The following is an 18,052-nucleotide window of genomic DNA, read 5'->3' as shown; positions in this document are numbered from 1 at the left end:
ATTGCCGACACATCGGGCCGGGTCCGGCGGATTGTGTTGCTGCGGACCGCCGACACGCCATAGAGTCGCCAACCGTCGGCATGGTGCCACGCTGACCTATCTAGAAGTTTCCTGGTCACCAAGGAGGTAAGACGACTTGTGAATGAGTCGACATTTACTCCCGGGGGTGGTCAACCAGGAATGCCTGCGCCGGTCTCGGGTCCCACGGGGTTCGCGGCTGTCGGCTCCGTCGCTGTCCGCACCTTCGCAGCCCACCAGAGTCAGCAACCAGCCGGGCTAACTCAGCCAGCACCCCAGAGCATGGATGGCCAACACGTGAACGCCATGGCCGGCGACGGAAGTGGCGGGGTCCACAACCACTTCGCCGACTACGACGAGCTGCCCGACGGGCACTTCTACGACCCCGACGCCGAGTACGAGCCCGATCCCGAGTACGCGGCCACGCTCGCGCCCGACGCGGCCCGCCAGCGCCGCGAGCGCATCGGTCCGACCGGTCGCCCGCTGCCGTACTTCCCGATCCCGGGCCCGCTGACCGACCACGGCCCCGCGAAGATCATCGCGATGTGCAACCAGAAGGGCGGCGTCGGCAAGACGACGTCGACCATCAACCTGGGTGCCGCGCTCGCGGAGTACGGCCGCCGGGTCTTGCTCGTCGACTTCGACCCGCAGGGCGCCCTCTCGGTCGGTCTCGGTGTGAACCCGATGGAGCTCGACCTCACGGTCTACAACCTGCTCATGGAGCGGGGCATGTCGGCCGACGACGTCCTGCTGAAGACCGCGGTCCCCAACATGGATCTGCTGCCGAGCAACATCGACCTGTCGGCGGCCGAGGTCCAGCTGGTCTCCGAGGTCGCGCGCGAGTCCACGCTGCAGCGGGCCCTGAAGCCGCTGATGGCCGACTACGACTACATCGTGATCGACTGCCAGCCCTCGCTCGGTCTGCTCACCGTGAACGCTCTGACGGCCGCGCACAAGGTGATCGTGCCGCTGGAGTGCGAGTTCTTCGCGCTGCGCGGTGTCGCGCTGCTGACGGAGACCATCGAGAAGGTCCAGGAGCGGCTCAACCCCGAGCTGGAACTCGACGGCATCCTCGCCACGATGTACGACTCGCGCACCGTGCACAGCCGTGAGGTTCTCGCGCGGGTCGTCGAAGCGTTCGACGACCACGTCTACCACACGGTCATCGGGCGCACGGTCCGCTTCCCGGAGACCACGGTCGCCGGTGAGCCGATCACCACGTACGCCTCCAACTCCGTCGGCGCCGCCGCGTACCGCCAGCTCGCCAGGGAGGTGCTCGCCCGGTGTCACGCCGAGTGAGTCTGCCGGGGGCCGACGAACTCTTCCGTACGACAGGGGGAATGGCGCTTCAGCCGTCCACTCCCCGGCGGGGGCCCAACGGAGAAGCCCGTGTGCCCGCTCCCGCCGGGGACAGCGACGGGGCCGCCACTGCGGAGGACGCACCGCCGTCCGTGCCCGTACAGGGCGGTGACGGCGAGGGGTCCGAGCATGTGGCCGCGGACGCCGAGTCCGACGGCGATCAGCCGCGCAGCCGGTCCGCCGCCGCGGGGGCCGAGCGGTCGGCTGCCGCCGGGCGGCAGCCGAAGCCGCAGGAAGGTTCTGCCGCCGGCGCGCCCCGCAAGCGGGGGCGTGCCTCCGGGCGCCGGCCCAGCGGGCGGGAGCGGCACGACGAGAAGATCACCGTGTACGTCTCCGCCGAGGAGCTCATGGATCTCGAGCACGCCCGGCTGGTGCTGCGCGGGGAGCACGGGCTGGCCGTCGACCGCGGGCGGATCGTGCGGGAGGCTGTCGCCGTGGTGCTGGCGGATCTGGAGGCCCGGGGGGACGCCAGCATCCTCGTACGACGGCTTCGTGGGCGGTAGGGGTAGCCTGCGGGGGCTATGACCTCGTATGACTCCTCTGCGGCGGCCTCCGGCGGTTCGGCCGGTCGTCGGCGTGCGCTGGGGAGGGGGCCCTCGGCTCCGCCGGTCGAGCCGGTCGAGGGTGAGTCCGCAGCTGAGGAGCGTTCTTCGGCTGACGCCGGTGGGGCGTCCTGCCCGCCTGTTCCGCCCCGCGGAACGACTGCCCACAACGCCGACGGCGGTGACGAGGAGCCCTCTGCCGCCGTCCCCGCCGAAGCCGAAGCCGAAGCGCGCCCACGGTCCGAGGCCGCGCCCGCCGAAGCCGCGCCAGAGGCGTCCGGCGGTTCCGAGGAGCCCGAGTCGGCCGACGACGGTGTCTTCAAGGTTCGGCTTTCCAACTTCGAAGGCCCCTTCGATCTTCTTCTCCAGCTGATCTCCAAGCACAAGCTGGACGTCACCGAAGTCGCGCTCTCCAAGGTCACCGACGAGTTCATGGCGCACATCCGGGCGATGGGGCCGGACTGGGACCTGGATGAGACGACCGAGTTCCTGGTGGTCGCGGCGACCTTGCTGGATCTGAAAGCCGCGCGGCTGCTGCCCTCCGCCGAGGTCGAGGACGAAGCCGACCTCGCGCTCCTCGAAGCGCGGGACCTGCTCTTCGCCCGGCTGCTCCAGTACCGCGCGTACAAGCAGATCGCGGAGATCTTCAACCGGCGGCTGGACGAGGAGGCGCGACGGTATCCGCGTACCGTCGGGCTGGAGCCGCAGCACGCGGAGCTGTTGCCCGAGGTGGTCATCAGCATCGGGGCGGAGGGATTCGCCAAGCTGGCCGTCAAAGCCATGCAGCCGAAGCCCAAGCCGCAGGTGTACGTCGATCACATCCACGCGCCGCTGGTGAGTGTGCAGGAGCAGGCCGGGATCGTCGTCGCGCGGCTGCGGGAGCTGGGCGAGGCGTCGTTCCGCGTGCTGGTCGAGGACACCGACGACACCCTCACCGTCGTCGCCCGTTTCCTCGCGCTGCTGGAGCTGTACCGGGAGAAGGCCGTGGCGCTGGACCAGGAGACCGCGCTGGGCGATCTGATCGTGCGGTGGACCGGTGGGGACACGGACGCCGAGCCCGTGGTCACGGACGAGTTCGACCGGCCCCCAGAGCCTCCCAAGGAGGAGAAGAAGGCGTGAGCGAGGAGAGAACGGAGGTGCCCGCGGGTCCGCGTACCGTCGCCGACCTCGACCTCAAGCCCGCCCTGGAGGCCGTCCTCATGGTCGTGGACGAGCCCGCGACGGCGGAGCATCTGTCGAAGATACTGGAGCGGCCGAAGCGGCAGATCACCAAGGCGCTCAGGGAACTGGCCGACGAGTACGCGGTGCAGGGGCGCGGGTTCGAGCTGCGGCTGATCGCCGGGGGGTGGCGGTTCTACACCCGGCCCGAGTACGCCGCCGCCGTCGAGCGGTTCGTGCTCGACGGGCAGCAGGCCCGGCTCACGCAGGCCGCGCTGGAGACACTGGCCGTGGTCGCGTACCGGCAGCCGGTGAGCCGCAGCAGGGTCTCGGCCGTACGAGGAGTCAACTGCGACGGGGTCATGCGCACCCTTCTCCAGCGGGGTCTGGTCGAGGAGGCGGGCGCGGAACCCGAAACAGGTGCGATCCTGTACAGGACGACGAACTACTTTCTGGAGCGGATGGGCCTGCGCGGCCTGGACGAGCTCCCGGAGCTCGCGCCCTTCCTCCCGGAGGCGGAGGCGATCGAGGCCGAGACGCTGGAAGGGGTCCCGTCGTTCGATCCGGATGCACCGGATGCAGATGCAGACGACACGACGACGACGGAACTTTGATGCGAAGCAGTGGCAGCGGCAGTGGCAGGAACAACGGGCGCGGCAACCCCCGGGGAAGCGGTGGTGGCGGCAAACCCCGCGGGTCCGGTGGAAGCGGCTCGCAGCCGAAGGGCGGGGCAGGGCGCGACGACAGGCCGAAGCGCGCGGGCAAGCCCCGTCCCGAGGAGCGCCGCTACGACGTGGGCCCCGGCGCCACCCACGAAGGGCCGAAGTCCGGGCGTGGCAACGCGGCCCGCGGCGGCGCCAAGGGCGGCCCCAAGCAGTCCCAGCAGCCGGGTAGTGGACGCGGCCGTTGGGCTCCGGCGACGTCGCGTGAGTACGACGCGCGGGCCGAGGAGCGCAACCGGGAGCGGTACGCGGGCAAGAAGGACGTCAAGCTGCCCAAGACCTTCCCGGGCGCCGAGCAGGAGGGCGAGCGGCTGCAGAAGATCCTCGCGCGTGCGGGCTACGGTTCCCGGCGGGCCTGCGAGGAGCTGATCGAGCAGGCGCGCGTCGAGGTCAACGGCGAGATCGTCCTGGAGCAGGGCAAGCGCGTCGACCCGGAGAAGGACGAGGTCAAGGTCGACGGGCTGACGGTCGCGACGCAGTCGTACCAGTTCTTCTCGTTGAACAAGCCGGCCGGTGTCGTGTCGACGATGGAGGACAACGAGGGCCGGCAGTGCCTCGGCGACTATGTGACCAACCGCGAGACGCGGCTCTTCCACGTCGGACGGCTCGACACCGAGACCGAGGGCGTCATCCTGCTCACCAACCACGGTGAGCTGGCGCACCGGCTGACCCACCCCAAATACGGCGTGAAGAAGGTGTACCTCGCGCACATCGTGGGCCCGATCCCGCGCGACCTGGGCAAGCGGCTCAAGGACGGCATCCAGCTGGAGGACGGGTACGCGCGCGCGGACCACTTCCGGGTCGTCGAGCAGACCGGCAAGAACTACCTCGTCGAGGTGACCCTGCACGAGGGGCGCAAGCACATCGTGCGCCGGATGCTGGCGGAGGCCGGCTTCCCGGTCGACAAGCTGGTGCGCGTCGCCTTCGGGCCGATCACCCTCGGCGACCAGAAGTCGGGCTGGCTGCGCCGCCTGTCGAACACCGAGGTCGGGATGCTGATGCAGGAGGTCGACCTCTAGAGCCTCCGCCGTGTTCGAGCGGTGGGCCGGTCCCGGGTTTGCCTTCGGGGGCGGCCCTTTGCCGTTTCCGGCGCCGCTCTTGGCTTTCCTTTCCCCGTAAAAGGGTTGTGCCCCGGCGCCCGCGCTTTTATAGTCGTTATGACTATTAGTCATGGTGACCATAAAGGGGGTGGTGGACATGACCTCACCCGAGGGCTACGACAAGTACGCCTTCGAACCCTTCGCCGTCACCGTCGACCTGGCCGTCTTCACCGTCCGCGCGGGCACCCTCCAGGTGCTGCTCGTCGAGCGCGGGCAGGAGCCGTACGCGGGCCGCTGGGCGCTGCCCGGCGGGTTCGTGCTGCCGGACGAGTCCGCGGAGGAGGCCGCCTGGCGCGAACTCGCGGAGGAGACCGGGGTCACGGACGCCTCCGGGCTCCACCTGGAGCAGCTGCGGACCTACAGCGAGCCGGGCAGGGACCCGCGGATGCGGGTCGTCACCGTCGCGTTCGCCGCGCTGTTCCCGGACCCGCCCGTCCCGCACGGCGGCGGTGACGCGGCCCAGGCCCAGTGGCTGCGGTTCAACGCCATCGGTCCGCTCGCCTTCGACCACGACCGCATCCTCGCCGACGCCCACGAACGCGTCGGCGCCAAGCTCGAGTACACCTGTCTCGCCACCTCCTTCTGCCCGCCCGAGTTCACCCTCGGTGAGCTGCAGCAGGTCTACGAGACCGTGTGGGGCACCCCGCTCGACCGGCCCAACTTCCGGCGCAAGGTGCTGGCCACGCCGGGCTTCGTCGAACAGGTGCCCGGCGCCGCCCGCCTGACCGGCGGCCGCGGCAAGCCCGCCGCGCTGTACCGAGCGGGTGGGGCCACCGCCCTGCACCCGCCCCTGCTGCGACCCACCACGGAAGGACGGCCCTGATGACCATGACGCTGCGTACGAAGCGCTCCGCCACCGGATCCCTGCTCGGACTCGCCCTCGGAGACGCCCTCGGCTTCCCGACGGAGTTCAACGACGTCCCGTCGATCCTCGCCAAGTGCGGCCCCTGGCGGAAGATGGAGCTGCCGAGGCCCGCGATCGTCACCGACGACACCCAGATGACGCTGGCGCTGGGTCACGGGCTGCGCGCGGCCATGGACCGCGGGGTGCTCGCCCCCGAAGCCCTGGTGCGGGCCGTCCGCAAGGAGTTCGTGGAGTGGTCCCTCTCCCCGGAGAACAACCGCGCCCCCGGCCACACCTGCCTGGTCGCCTGCGAGCTCCTCGCGGTCGAGCGCCACCCCTGGCAGTTCGCCAGCCAGATCGGCTCCAAGGGCTGTGGCGCCAACATGCGGGTCGCGCCCCTCGGCCTGATAGGCCCGCTCAGCGACGAACAGCGCGCGGGCGCCGCCCAGTTGCAGGCCGCCCTCACCCACGGCCACCCCACCGCCCTCGCCGCGTCCGACCTCACCGCACACGCGGTCCGGCTGCTCACCCAGGGCGTCGAACCGATGGGCCTGGTCGGCCGGCTGCGGTCGTACGCGTACGAGAACCGTGCCCGCTACCACGCGCGCTGGCTCGGCGACCTGTGGACCTACAGCCAGGACCCCTCGCCCGAGCACTACATCGCCCGCGGCTGGGACGAGTGCCTGCGGGCCCTGGACCGTGTCCAGGAGGCCCTGCGGCTTCCGTCGCCCGAGACGGACCCCTGCCTGGCCACGGGGGAGGGCTGGATCGCCGAGGAGGCCCTCGCCACCGGGCTGCTGTGCTTCCTGCTTTTCGTCGACGAGCCCGTCACCGCGCTGCGCCGCGCCGCCTGCACCAAGGGCGACTCCGACTCCATCGCCTGCCTCACCGGCGCCTTCGCGGGCGCCTACCACGGGCCGGACGCCTGGCCCGCCGAGTGGGCCGACCGGATCGAGTACCAGGGCGACCTCGTGTCGCTGGGGGCCCTCTGGGACGCTTGAGGGCATGACCGACGTCCTCGACATCGACCTGGCTCCGGTGGTGGCGGAACAGCCCGACCCGTTGTTGTTCGCCACCGTCTCCGGAGCGCATCTGTACGGCTTCCCCTCGCGTGACTCGGACGTCGACCTGCGCGGCGTCCATGTGCTGCCGACGGCCGAACTGGTCGGGCTGCGCGAGCCGGAGGAGACCCGGTCGAAGATGTGGGACCGGGACGGTGTCGAGATGGACCTCGTCACACACGATCTGCGCAAGTTCGCACGGCTGTTGCTGCGTCGCAACGGCTATGTGCTGGAGCAGTTGCTCTCCCCGCTCGTGGTGCACACGGGCGAGGCGCACCGTGAACTGATCGCGCTCGCGCCCGGGGTCCTCACCCGGCACCACGCCCACCACTACCGCGGGTTCGCCATCACCCAGTGGCGGCTCTTCGAGAAGACCGGTGAACTCAAGCCGCTGCTCTACACGTTCCGGGTGCTGCTCACCGGTATCCATCTGATGCGCAGCGGCGAGGTGCGGGCCCATCTGCCCACCCTGCTGCCGGAGATCGACGAGGCGCCCGCGTATCTCCCGGACCTCGTCGCGGCGAAGGCCGCGCAGGAGCACGGCAAGGCCGACGTCGACCAGGAGCGCGTGGCGGAGGACGTGGAGCGGCTGCAGGGGGTCCTGGACCAGGAGCAGGCGCTGTCAGTGCTGCCGGAGAATCCGTCCGCGTACGACGCCCTCCACGACTTCGTCGTCCGGGTCCGCCTGGACGGCCTGAAGCGCTGAGCCGGCCTGAAGCTCTGAGACGGCCGTAAGGGCTGACGCGCGCCGGGTCCGGACGACGAAGTCCTCGACCCGGGCCCGGTCCGGTTCCGGCGGCAGCGGGCTGCGTTCCGCCGCCTCCTCGGCCTCCGTGGCCAGGCGGGTCATCCAGGACTCGACCCGGGCCCACGGGACCTCGCCGCGCTTCACCGCCAGCAGGGGCTCGCGCTGGTCGCCCACGTCGATGGTGAGCGTGCCCGTGCGCAGCAGGTCCCGGCAGCTCATCAGAAGACGGAGCAGATGCATGGCGTGCTTCCAGCGGGGAGCCCCGTGCTGCCTGATGTCCGCGTCGAGCTTCTTGCGCTGGCCCAGGGCGTAGCGGGCGAACGTCTCATGAGCCTGCCGGGACAGGAACGCGCCACGCAGGGCGAGCAGTTCACGGCCCGTGGCGTCGACGTGCTCCACCAAGGGGGAGTGCAGGCACTCCAGGATGTTGGGGTTGGCGCGCAGGGCCAGATTGCAGAAGCGCTCCAGCTCCCAGCCGAACTGCTCCTCCGCCGGCCCCTCGACATGCGTCGGCGGCTTCTCGAAGCGCCAGAACAGCGCGGTGGGGGCCAGGAAGACACCCCGTCGGTCCGTGTCGCTGTCGTCCGTCGCGAGACCGAAGGCGCGCGAACCCATCACACAGGCGTAGATCGTGTGGTCACGGACCAGGACGTGCGGGTGCGGGAGCTGCATGCCCGGGAGCGTACGTGCCGGCTCAGGCCAGCTGAATCGAATTTCCCGAGACCGTGATCTCCTCGGCGGGCAGCGGCTTCGTGGCCGGGCCCTTCGCCACCGCCCCGTCCGCGATCTTGAACTTGCTGCCGTGGCACGCGCAGTTGATCGTCTCGTCCGAGACGCTGCTGACGAGGCAGTTCTGGTGCGTGCAGACCGCCGAGAAGGCCTTGAAGTCGCCCTCCTCGGGCTGCGTCACGACGACCTTCCGGTCCTTGAAGATCTTGCCGCCCCCCACCGGGATGTCCGCCGTCCTCGCCAGTTCCTCGCCGCCGCCCGTGCCGGCGTTCCCGGGCGAGGCCTCCTCCACGGTGTCGCTGCCGTTGTCGTCGCCGTACTGACCGCACGCCATGAGCAGCGCCGCCGTGCCCGCCGCTCCGGTCGCCAGAATCGTGCGCCGCGTCGAACCCATCGTCATGTCGTCACTCCGAACGTGCGGAAGAACCAGAGGGCGGAGGTCAGCCAGACGACCGTGAGAGCGGCGAAGACGAGGCCGCCGACGATCGGCAGGAGCCAGCCGGGGAGTCGCTCCGAGCGGAGCAGCAGCATCTTTGCACTGAAAACACCGAAGAAGAAACAACCCAGGAGAGAGTGCCACAAAACGCGCGGTTCGTACGTCTGGAAGCCGAGCGCGTACAGACAGTGCACCGCCACCGGCACCGCGACCAGGAACGCCACCCGCCCAGACCACCGGTGCAGCACCCCCGACCAACTCGGGCCCGGCAGCTTGCCGTACACCATCAGCGCCGACGTCAGCTGGACGAGCGCGAAGCCGAACGACACCGTCGCCAGCCATGACTTCACCGCGCCCGTGCTGCTGAAGCCCGCGAGGTTGAACGCGGTGCCCGCCGGGTCGTGCACCTTGCCATAGGCGCCGAGGCCGATCGCCACCGCGCAGGCCACCAGGGCCGGGATCAGGAAACGGGTCGCGCCGGGGCCGCGGGCGTGGGCGGGCCGCGGGGACGGGAAGTCCTGGGTGGCGGCGTTCGGGTCGACGGTCATGAGCTGCTCCCTGCCGTGAGCGGTTTCCGAGGGGCGTCATGCGCTGTGCGGAGGGTGCCCGGGCGGCTGTCGGGAAAGGCATCCGGGTGCCGGTCGGGAGAGGCGTCCGGGTGCCGGCCGGCGCGTGTCATGGGGTGACGGGGCGCGCCGTGAGCCGCTGACCGTCGACCGTCACCGCACCGGTCTCCGGGTCGATCTCCGGTGCCGCCGAGGGCTTGCCGTCGCGCTTGAGGATGCCGACCTGGCGGCCGTCCGGCAGCACGATCCAGCCGCCGTCGACCTCGGCGCCGCGCACATTGGCCGTCGCCCGGTACAGCCCCGAGGGCTTCACCGTCCTGTCGGCGGTGAAGGCGTACTCCTGACCGCCGATGTCGACTGTGCCGCGGACGCTCCTGCCCTTCAGCGTGCCGTTCAGCTCGCCGCCGTCCTTGCTCGTGAGCTTCATGCCGCCGTCGTCCTCGACGTCCCCCTTGAGCCACGACTCCTTGTCGCGGCCGTCGCAGAAGTAGGCGACCGCCTTGCCGTCGCGCAGCGAGACGGCGATCGCGGCGGAGTCGTCGTCGGTACGGCCCGCGTAGTCGGCGTCGGCCGGCGGGGTGGGTGTCGGGCTCGGCGACGGCGAGGCCCTCGTCGGCGACGGGCTCGGTGACACCGAGGCGGGCGGCGGGTCGTTCCTGGTGGACGACGAGGTGGCGCGGGTCCCCGTCGTCGCGTTGAGCGACAGCATGACCAGGGCCAGCACGAGCCCGCCGAGAAGTGTGAGAAGTGGTCCGGAGCGCTTCATACGAGCCTCCCCCGAGGCGTGGCGCGGACGGCCTCCCCCATGCAAGCGGACCCACGGGACGGCGTCCAGAGGCGCACGGAGGCGTTTCACCCCAAGTGGCAGGACAGTGACGTTCGCGTGACATTGTCAGGGTCTGCGGCGGTGATCCGCCGCCGGGAACGCCTCCCGGGCCGCGCGTCTCGGCAGGCGGGCGCCGCGCACCGGCTCGGGGCGGGTCTGACTAGGCTGGTTGTACAGAGAGCCGGTACGTACATCAGCGAGGAGCAGAGCCGTGGCGGTACGAGCGGTCCGGGGCGCCGTCCAACTCGAGCGGGACGAGGCGGGGCACATGGACGAGCAGGTCGGCGAGCTGCTGACCGCGGTCCTGGAACGCAACGCGCTCACCCCGGACGACCTGATCAGCATCTGGTTCACGGCCACCCCCGACCTGCACAGCGACTTCCCGGCCGCCGCGGCCCGCAAGCTCGGCATCGTCGACGTGCCCCTGATCTGCGCACAGGAGCTGGACATCGAGGGCGCCATGCCCCGGGTCGTACGGATCCTCGCGCACATCGAGTCCGACCGGCCCCGCTCCGAGATCGCGCACGTCTACCTGGGCGCCGCGGCCGCACTCCGCAAGGACATCGCCCAGTGAGAACCGCACTCGTCATCGGCACCGGGCTGATCGGCACCTCCGCCGCTCTCGCCCTCGCCCAGCGCGGTGTGACCGTCCATCTGAGCGACTACGACCCCGAGCAGGCCCGTACGGCGGCCGCGCTCGGCGCGGGCATCGACGAGGAGCCCGAGGGCCCGGTCGACCTCGCGATCGTCGCGGCCCCGCCCGCGCATGTGGCCGCGACCCTCGCCGACGCCATGCGCCGGGGTCTCGCGCGCGGCTATCTGGACGTGGCCTCCGTCAAGGGTGGCCCACGCCGTGAGCTGGAGGAGCTGGGTCTCGACCTCTCCGCCTACATCGGCACGCACCCCATGTCCGGCCGTGAGAAGTCCGGTCCGCTGGCCGCCACCGGCGAGCTCTTCGAGGGGCGGCCCTGGGTGCTGACCCCGACCCGGGACACCGACACCGAGGTCCTGAACCTCGCGCTGGAGCTGGTCTCGCACTGCCGGGCCGTCCCGGTGGTCATGGACGCGGACGCCCACGACCGGGCCGTCGCCCTGGTCTCCCACATGCCGCACCTGGTCTCCAGCCTGGTCGCCGCCCGGTTGGAGCACGCGGAGGAATCGGCCGTACGGCTGTGCGGGCAGGGCATCCGGGACGTGACCCGGATCGCGGCCTCCGACCCGCGCATGTGGATCGACATCCTCTCCGCCAACCCCGGTCCCGTCGCCGACCTGCTCGCCGACGTGTCCGCCGACCTCGACGAGACCGTCCAGGCCCTGCGCGCCCTCCAGGCCTCCGACGAGGTCAAGCGTCGCGAGGGCGTCACCGGCATCGAGGACGTCCTGCGCCGCGGCAACGCCGGCCAGATCCGCGTCCCCGGCAAGCACGGGTCCGCCCCGCGGGTCTACGAGATCGTGGCCGTCCTGATCGACGACCAGCCGGGCCAGCTGGCCCGCATCTTCGCCGACGCGGGCATGGCCGGCGTCAACATCGAGGACGTCCGCATCGAGCACGCCACCGGGCAGCAGGCCGGTCTGGTGCAGTTGATGGTGGAGCCGAAGGCGGCGCCGGTGTTGACGGCGGCGTTGCGGGAGCGGGGCTGGGCGATCCGGCAGTAGGGCAGGGTGCCTGAGGGCCGGCGGTCGGAGGCCGCCGCAGCCGTCCCGAAGCCCGGGAGGCGCTTTGGCGCCGAGCGGTGGGAGGGTGGCGTCGGGGATTGGTCGTCCGCATCGAGCGTGCCACCGGGCTGCAGGCCGGTCTGGTGCAGGTGGAGCCGAAGGCGGCGCCGGTGTTGACGGCGGCGTTGCGGGAGCGGGGCTGGGCGATCCGGCAGTAGGGCAGGGTGCGCGGTGCCGGGGGTGTGGGGACGCCGGACGAGCTGAATGTGGTCGGCCGGGGCCGAGCAGCGGCCGCTTGCCGGATACGTACGGCCGGATGGGCTACGAGCAACCAGTACCCTTGTCCGGGGCGCTTTCCCGTCCCACCCCACCACCTCGGACCAGGAAAGGTGCTCCCCAGTGGAACGCGCCACAGTGATCGTTGCCATCGACGGCCCCTCCGGCACGGGCAAGTCGAGCACCTCGAAGGCCGTGGCCGCGCAGCTCGGGCTGAGCTACCTGGACACGGGCGCCCAGTACCGGGCGATCACCTGGTGGATGGTCAACAACGGCATCGACATAGAGGACCCCTCGGCGATCGCCGCCGTGGCCGGGAAGCCGGACATCGTCTCCGGCACCGACCCATCGGCACCGACGATCACGGTCGACGGCACGGACGTCGCCGGCCCGATCCGCACCCAGGAGGTCACCTCCAAGGTCAGCGCGGTGAGCGCCGTACCGGAGGTGCGCGCCCGGATCACCGAGCTGCAGCGCTCCATCGCCTCCGACGCGGAGAACGGCATCGTCGTCGAGGGCCGCGACATCGGTACGACGGTGCTGCCGGACGCCGACCTGAAGATCTTCCTCACCGCCTCCCCGGAGGCCCGCGCCGCCCGCCGCAGCGGTGAGCTGAAGGGCGCCGACGTCCACGCGACCCGCGACGCCCTCCTCAAGCGGGACGCGGCCGACTCCAGCCGCAAGACCTCGCCGCTCGCCAAGGCGGACGACGCGGTCGAGGTGGACACCTCGGACCTCACCCTCCAGCAGGTCATCGAGTGCGTCGTCACCCTCGTCGAGGAGAAGCGGGCGGGGAAGTGAGCCAGGCTCCTTCGAGAGGTACTTCCGCGACCGCGGCTCCTTCGGCGCAGGTCCCTTCGGCACGCGGTGCCGAGGTCGGCCGGCGTATCGGCGTCGGCCTGATGTACGGGCTGTGGAAGCCGCGCGTGCTGGGCGCCTGGCGGGTCCCCGCGACCGGCCCGGTGATCCTCGCCGTCAACCACTCCCACATCATCGACGGCCCGATGGTCATCGGCGTGGCCCCCCGGCCGTCGCACTTCCTGGTCAAGAAGGAGGCGTTCGTCGGTCCGCTCGACTCCTTCATGCGCGCCGTCGGCCAGGTGAAGGTGGACCGTTCGATCGCCGACCGCACCGCCATCACCCAGGCGCTCGCCGTCCTGGCGGGCGGAGGTGTGCTGGGCATCTTCCCGGAGGGCACCCGTGGCGAGGGCGACTTCGCCTCGCTGCGGGCCGGGCTCTCCTACTTCGCCGTGCGCAGCGGAGCGCCGATCGTCCCGGTGGCCGTACTGGGAAGCACGGAGCGGCGCGGACGGTTGATAAAAGGGCTGCCCCCGCTGCGCAGCCGCGTCGACGTCGTCTTCGGCGACCCGTTCGAGGCCGGCGACGGCAGCGGACGGCGGACGCGCAAGGCACTCGACGAAGCGACCGAGCGCATCCAGAAGCAGCTCGGCGCGCACCTGGAAAACGCCAGGCGGCTCACCGGCCGCTAGGACCTGTCCGACAATTCCCGTCTGCCCCGCGGCGCTGTGCACGTGCTCTCACCGCGCCGGCCGCAGACCCAAGTACGATCCAGTACGAGGGTCCGCGCCCGGCACGCCGAGAGCACGCTCCCCCCTCTCGGCTTCGCTCGAGCGGGAGGGCCCCACGTCGCCGCGAGGCCGCCCTTCGGGCGACGACGGGAATGTCGGACAGGCCCTGGGCGACACTTGAGTAGTGGATCAGTCGGCCGAACAGCCGGGTGCTCCACCGATCACCACGATGAACTACGAGGTACGGACTTCATGAACGACCAGTTTCCCTCCGAGCACGAGCACGGAGAGCTTGGCGACGCCGAGTACGCGGAGTTCATGGAGCTCGCCGCGGAAGAGGGCTTCGACATCGAGGACGTCGAGGGCGCGCTCGACGAGGCGGGCCACGGCCCGCTGCCCGTCCTCGCCGTCGTCGGCCGCCCGAACGTCGGCAAGTCGACCCTCGTGAACCGCATCATCGGCCGCCGCGAGGCGGTCGTCGAGGACAAGCCCGGCGTCACCCGCGACCGCGTCACCTACGAGGCCGAGTGGGCGGGCCGCCGCTTCAAGCTCGTCGACACCGGCGGCTGGGAGCAGGACGTCCTCGGCATCGACGCCTCCGTCGCGGCCCAGGCCGAGTACGCGATCGAGGCCGCCGACGCGGTCGTCTTCGTCGTCGACGCCAAGGTCGGCGCCACCGACACCGACGAGGCCGTCGTACGACTGCTGCGCAAGGCCGGCAAGCCCGTGGTCCTGTGCGCCAACAAGGTCGACGGCCCGAGCGGCGAGGCCGACGCCTCGTACCTGTGGTCCCTGGGCCTCGGCGAGCCGCACCCCGTCTCCGCGCTGCACGGCCGAGGCACCGGCGACATGCTGGACGCCGTCCTGGAGGCCCTGCCGGAGGCGCCCGAGCAGAGCTTCGGCACGGCGGTCGGCGGCCCGCGCCGCATCGCCCTGATCGGCCGCCCGAACGTCGGCAAGTCCTCGCTCCTCAACAAGGTGGCGAACGAGGAGCGCGTCGTCGTCAACGAGGTCGCGGGCACCACCCGTGACCCGGTCGACGAGCTCATCGAACTCGGCGGCGTCACCTGGAAGTTCGTCGACACGGCGGGCATCCGCAAGCGCGTCCACCTCCAGCAGGGCGCCGACTACTACGCCTCGCTGCGCACCGCGGCAGCCGTCGAGAAGGCGGAGGTGGCCGTCATCCTCATCGACGCCTCCGAGTCCATCTCGGTCCAGGACCAGCGCATCGTGACGATGGCCGTCGAGGCGGGCCGCGCGTTGGTCATCGCGTACAACAAGTGGGACACCCTCGACGAGGAGCGCCGCTACTACCTGGAGCGGGAGATCGAGACCGAGTTCGGCCAGGTCGCCTGGGCGCCCCGGGTCAATGTCTCGGCGCGCACCGGCCGGCACATGGAGAAGCTGGTCCCCGCGATCGAGACGGCCCTCGCCGGCTGGGAGACCCGAGTCCCGACGGGCCGCCTCAACGCCTTCCTCGGCGAGCTGGTCGCCGCCCACCCCCACCCGATCCGTGGCGGCAAGCAGCCTCGCATCCTCTTCGGCACCCAGGCCGGCACCAAGCCCCCGCGCTTCGTCCTCTTCGCCTCCGGCTTCATCGAGGCGGGCTACCGCCGCTTCATCGAGCGCCGTCTGCGCGAGGAGTTCGGCTTCGAGGGCACCCCGATCCACATCTCGGTGCGGGTGCGCGAGAAGCGCGGCAAGAAGAAGTAGCAGGAAGAGGCGGTACGACACGAAGAGGCGGCCACCCGGCTATCCGGGTGGCCGCCTCTTCGCGTTGCCGCTTCAAAGACCTCGGCGGGGGGTCGGTGGCAGCGGGGACGGGATGTGGTGCATCCCCGTGTGTCCGGTGGGGATGCGCCCGACCGGCTGCCACGCGGCTGTCGTCGTGGCGGTGCGGCCGGGCTGGGGGTCGCGCTCGCGCTGCGTGGCGAGATGCCCCGCCGCGTGCCGGGCGCCGTACGAGCCGGAGTTGTACAAGCCCGTACCGCGCTGTCCGCCCGATCCGTGCGTGAGGCTTCCGAAACCCGTGAATCCCAGATCCTCCTCCCCATGCCGGTCACCCGGCAGAGAACGATAGGTTCTGACCCACTCCGCGTAGAGCGTGTCGTAGATGGGCGTGGCCGATGGCCCGCCCGAAGAATCCTGAGTCGGCCGCATGGACGGGATCGACTGGTAGGACTGGCGGCGAGGAGCGTCGTATGCGTGCACGTCTGTGCCAACGACCCCGCCGCGCAAGAGATGCGCTGCCTCCACCATTCAGCCTCCGGTCAGGCCCTGCTTTCAAGGGGCGTGGGGAACTGCGGGTCAGCCACACGTGGTCCGCAGTCGGCCGACCAGCGGATGCCCTACGGCGAGATTCCGAAGAGCACCCGAGGCGCGGCGATCAGGTCCCGGCCAGCGGCAACGTGGCGGCCACCAACTTCCCGTCGGCCGCCGCCTTGTCGAGCGCGTCCCGCAGCAGATCCTCCCGCGGCTGCCGCCCGATCGACCCCACAGGCGCCGCGAACATCAGCACCTGCTGATGCTTGTTCGCGGCAGCCCGCCACGCGTCGGCGACCTGGAGCGCCTGGTGCGCCTGCCACCACGCGACCGGCGAACCACCGGTGGTCCCCGGCTGCAGGATGGCGTGCAGCTGGCCCATCGCGAGCAGGACGGACCAGCCGTGCAGCACGGGCGGTACGGAGTCGATCTGGGGGAGTGGCATGAAGCCCTGCTCGATGAGCAGCGGCAGGAAGTCGTCGCCCGCGCCGGTCGTGCCCGGGCGCGCGATGGGGGCGGTCGGCTCCACGACCAGCGCCGGGTGCAATTCGCCGCTGAGCAGGATCAGTCCGCTGGTGACGCCGAGCACCGCCTGTTCGGGCACGGCCTGCTCGGGCACGGCCTGGGCCGGGCTGTTCCCGGCGATGGAACGGGCGGCGCCCTGCAACTGCTCCTCGGTGACCTGGACGACCTGGGAGGGCAGACAGGTGGCGTGGGCGAAGGCGAGAACGGCCGTCTCGTCGCCGACGAAGAGGACGGTGCTGGTGCGTTCCTGCTCGGAGTCGCCGGGCGTACGGCACGACGTGCAGTCGTAGCCGCCGGGGGCGTTCTCTCCGGCGAGCAGCCGGTCGGCTTCTTCGTCGCCGATCTCGGCGCGTACCTCGTCGCTGACCTCGAGCATGCGCGGCACGGGTGGCTCCTCGGGATGCGGTGCGTGTCGGTGCCGGGTGGCGCCCGGCCCATGAGCACGGAGGTTCCGGCTCATGAAGAAGACAACGGGCGATCTGTGGCCGGAGTCACGCTCGACGACGAACGGAATCGAACCATCGGGCGCGCAGGGTGAGCCCTCGGGCGGAATCGGCTACTCCGCGCCAACTTCTCTGGGTACCAAGGAAGTTGGTCCGGTGAAGTGGGTCACAGATCGTCAGGGTGCTTGGTCGACATATCCGGAAATCAGGGAATGAAAAGGGTGTCCGAAATTGACCGCTACTTGCGGTAACGGCGAACTGGCCTCGCACGACAAGCGATTGCTTGCTGACAGGCCGTCAACCTCCCTACATTCCCGGCCGTGTGCAACGAGCACCGCTCGGGCACGTCCGCCGGCCGCACAGCCGGCTCGCAGCGTCACCGCCGGCGGACGGGGCTGAGCGCGGCACCGCGTCCTGTGCGACGCGCGTCGCGCCCCGCCTTGGGGGACCCCGAGTCCTTCGAGAGGGAATTACATGTCCGCATGTGCCGACAACGCACGCGAGAACACTCGCGACACGCAGAGCGCCCGTAAGCAGGACGTCAGCAGGACGCAGGACGTTCGCAGGACGCGTACGACGGCGGTCCTCGCCGGGGCGGCTCTTCTCGCCCCGCTCGGGCTCCTGGCCGTCACCGGCACCGCCTCGGCGGCCGACAGCGGAGTGTGGGACCGCATCGCCAAGTGCGAGAGCGGCGGCAACTGGCACATCAACACCGGCAACGGCTACTACGGCGGCCTCCAGTTCGCCGCTCCCACCTGGCGGGCCTACGGCGGCACGGCCTACGCGGCCACCGCCGACAAGGCCTCCAAGGCCCAGCAGATCGCGATCGCCACGAAGGTCCAGCGCGCCCAGGGCTGGGGAGCGTGGCCCACCTGCGCCGAGCGCGCCGGAGCGTACGGCAGCGCGCCCGCCGCGCCCTCCACCGGCTCGGCCTCCACCAAGTCCACCCATCCCACCGGGTCCGGCAAATCCACCAAGTCGGCTCCGTCGAGCGCGCCGTCGCGCTCCACCAGCCACCCGGACCGCGGCTCGTCCCGCGGTGACTACACCGTCCGTCAGGGCGACACGCTGAGCGGTATCGCCACCCGTCACGGGACCACCTGGCGGCAGGTCTACGCCGCCAACAAGACCGTCATCGGCGGTGACCCCAATCTGATCGTGCCCGGGCAGCGACTCGACCTCTGACCGCTCGCACCGGGCACCGGAGTCCCACCCGGCACATCGACCGGGTGGGACCCGCGTTCTGCTTGCG

The 18,052-nt window shown here is 71.0% G+C and carries 20 protein-coding genes and 1 pseudogene; 15 read left to right on the top strand and 6 right to left on the bottom strand.

What is annotated here, in order from left to right:
* The first annotated feature begins 180 nt into the window (after nucleotides 1-180).
* The 8 genes from JIX55_RS12030 (at nucleotide 181) to JIX55_RS11995 (ending at nucleotide 7,510) form a co-directional block, all read left to right on the top strand.
* A complete protein-coding gene (locus JIX55_RS12030) occupies nucleotides 181-1,317 on the top strand; it encodes a ParA family protein (protein WP_257563292.1) in 1,137 nt (378 codons plus the stop codon).
* Nucleotides 1,302-1,880: a hypothetical protein gene (locus tag JIX55_RS12025; RefSeq protein WP_257563291.1), complete on the top strand. Its 579-nt coding sequence runs from the start codon at nucleotides 1,302-1,304 to the stop codon at nucleotides 1,878-1,880. The genes JIX55_RS12030 and JIX55_RS12025 overlap by 16 nt, the downstream gene beginning before the upstream one ends.
* Nucleotides 1,881-1,898: 18 nt before the next feature.
* Complete coding sequence (locus JIX55_RS12020) at nucleotides 1,899-3,038, top strand: segregation and condensation protein A (protein WP_257563290.1); 1,140 nt, start codon at nucleotides 1,899-1,901, stop codon at nucleotides 3,036-3,038.
* A complete protein-coding gene (scpB, locus tag JIX55_RS12015; protein ID WP_257563289.1) occupies nucleotides 3,035-3,691 on the top strand; it encodes an SMC-Scp complex subunit ScpB in 657 nt (218 codons plus the stop codon). The genes JIX55_RS12020 and scpB overlap by 4 nt, the downstream gene beginning before the upstream one ends.
* Nucleotides 3,691-4,818, top strand: coding sequence for a pseudouridine synthase (locus tag JIX55_RS12010; protein WP_257563288.1), 1,128 nt, complete (start codon nucleotides 3,691-3,693; stop codon nucleotides 4,816-4,818). Before scpB ends, JIX55_RS12010 begins: the two co-directional genes overlap by 1 nt.
* 178 nt (nucleotides 4,819-4,996) lie before the next feature.
* Complete coding sequence (locus JIX55_RS12005; protein WP_257569305.1) at nucleotides 4,997-5,722, top strand: NUDIX hydrolase; 726 nt, start codon at nucleotides 4,997-4,999, stop codon at nucleotides 5,720-5,722.
* On the top strand, nucleotides 5,722-6,744 hold the full coding sequence (locus JIX55_RS12000; protein ID WP_257563287.1) for an ADP-ribosylglycohydrolase family protein: 1,023 nt from the start codon (nucleotides 5,722-5,724) through the stop codon (nucleotides 6,742-6,744). Before JIX55_RS12005 ends, JIX55_RS12000 begins: the two co-directional genes overlap by 1 nt.
* A 4-nt stretch (nucleotides 6,745-6,748) precedes the next feature.
* Nucleotides 6,749-7,510, top strand: a complete 762-nt coding sequence (locus JIX55_RS11995; protein WP_257563286.1) for a nucleotidyltransferase domain-containing protein — start codon at nucleotides 6,749-6,751, stop codon at nucleotides 7,508-7,510.
* Here JIX55_RS11995 and JIX55_RS11990 read toward each other — a convergent pair.
* From JIX55_RS11990 to JIX55_RS11975, 4 genes are all read right to left on the bottom strand, one after another.
* Nucleotides 7,427-8,224: a nucleotidyltransferase domain-containing protein gene (locus JIX55_RS11990; protein ID WP_257563285.1), complete on the bottom strand. Its 798-nt coding sequence runs from the start codon at nucleotides 8,222-8,224 to the stop codon at nucleotides 7,427-7,429. The two genes, JIX55_RS11995 and JIX55_RS11990, sit on opposite strands and share 84 nt — an antisense overlap.
* Before the next feature lie 22 nt (nucleotides 8,225-8,246).
* Nucleotides 8,247-8,681, bottom strand: coding sequence for a Rieske (2Fe-2S) protein (locus tag JIX55_RS11985; protein ID WP_257563284.1), 435 nt, complete (start codon nucleotides 8,679-8,681; stop codon nucleotides 8,247-8,249).
* The gene (locus JIX55_RS11980) at nucleotides 8,678-9,265 is read right to left on the bottom strand and encodes a DUF6529 family protein (protein ID WP_257563283.1); all 588 of its coding nucleotides are present in this window, start codon (nucleotides 9,263-9,265) and stop codon (nucleotides 8,678-8,680) included. Before JIX55_RS11980 ends, JIX55_RS11985 begins: the two co-directional genes overlap by 4 nt.
* Before the next feature lie 127 nt (nucleotides 9,266-9,392).
* The gene (locus JIX55_RS11975; protein WP_257563282.1) at nucleotides 9,393-10,049 is read right to left on the bottom strand and encodes a hypothetical protein; all 657 of its coding nucleotides are present in this window, start codon (nucleotides 10,047-10,049) and stop codon (nucleotides 9,393-9,395) included.
* A gap of 271 nt (nucleotides 10,050-10,320) precedes the next feature.
* On the opposite strand from JIX55_RS11975, the gene aroH reads away from it, so the two are divergent.
* The 6 genes and pseudogenes from aroH to der all read left to right on the top strand — a co-directional run bounded on the left by aroH (nucleotide 10,321) and on the right by der (nucleotide 15,283).
* Nucleotides 10,321-10,683 (top strand): chorismate mutase, encoded by a 363-nt coding sequence (gene aroH, locus JIX55_RS11970; protein WP_257563281.1) that lies wholly within the window; start codon nucleotides 10,321-10,323, stop codon nucleotides 10,681-10,683.
* On the top strand, nucleotides 10,680-11,765 hold the full coding sequence (locus JIX55_RS11965; protein ID WP_257563280.1) for a prephenate dehydrogenase: 1,086 nt from the start codon (nucleotides 10,680-10,682) through the stop codon (nucleotides 11,763-11,765). Before aroH ends, JIX55_RS11965 begins: the two co-directional genes overlap by 4 nt.
* A gap of 104 nt (nucleotides 11,766-11,869) precedes the next feature.
* Nucleotides 11,870-11,983 (top strand): annotated as a pseudogene (locus tag JIX55_RS11960) (prephenate dehydrogenase); the annotation flags it as partial.
* Nucleotides 11,984-12,164: 181 nt separating this feature from the next.
* Nucleotides 12,165-12,842 (top strand): (d)CMP kinase, encoded by a 678-nt coding sequence (gene cmk, locus JIX55_RS11955; protein WP_257563279.1) that lies wholly within the window; start codon nucleotides 12,165-12,167, stop codon nucleotides 12,840-12,842.
* Nucleotides 12,800-13,531 (top strand): lysophospholipid acyltransferase family protein, encoded by a 732-nt coding sequence (locus JIX55_RS11950; protein ID WP_257563278.1) that lies wholly within the window; start codon nucleotides 12,800-12,802, stop codon nucleotides 13,529-13,531. The genes cmk and JIX55_RS11950 overlap by 43 nt, the downstream gene beginning before the upstream one ends.
* Nucleotides 13,532-13,822: 291 nt before the next feature.
* Nucleotides 13,823-15,283 (top strand): ribosome biogenesis GTPase Der, encoded by a 1,461-nt coding sequence (gene der / locus JIX55_RS11945; protein ID WP_257563277.1) that lies wholly within the window; start codon nucleotides 13,823-13,825, stop codon nucleotides 15,281-15,283.
* A gap of 72 nt (nucleotides 15,284-15,355) precedes the next feature.
* Here der and JIX55_RS11940 read toward each other — a convergent pair whose 3' ends face one another.
* Together JIX55_RS11940 and JIX55_RS11935 are read right to left on the bottom strand one after the other, a co-directional pair.
* Entirely contained in the window at nucleotides 15,356-15,781 is a 426-nt protein-coding gene (locus JIX55_RS11940) for a hypothetical protein (RefSeq protein ID WP_257563276.1), read from the bottom strand.
* 175 nt (nucleotides 15,782-15,956) lie between these two features.
* The gene (locus JIX55_RS11935) at nucleotides 15,957-16,742 is read right to left on the bottom strand and encodes a hypothetical protein (RefSeq protein WP_257563275.1); all 786 of its coding nucleotides are present in this window, start codon (nucleotides 16,740-16,742) and stop codon (nucleotides 15,957-15,959) included.
* 532 nt (nucleotides 16,743-17,274) lie between these two features.
* Between JIX55_RS11935 and JIX55_RS11930 the strand changes: the two genes are divergently transcribed.
* A complete protein-coding gene (locus tag JIX55_RS11930) occupies nucleotides 17,275-17,985 on the top strand; it encodes a LysM peptidoglycan-binding domain-containing protein (RefSeq protein ID WP_257563274.1) in 711 nt (236 codons plus the stop codon).
* The last annotated feature ends 67 nt before the right edge of the window (nucleotides 17,986-18,052 follow it).

Origin of the sequence: Streptomyces sp. DSM 40750 (genome assembly GCF_024612035.1) — a bacterium.
In the GTDB taxonomy this organism is placed as follows: Bacteria; Actinomycetota; Actinomycetes; order Streptomycetales; family Streptomycetaceae; genus Streptomyces.
The sequence above is the reverse complement of the archived record's forward strand: the minus strand, read 5'-3'. Positions and strand labels throughout refer to the sequence as shown.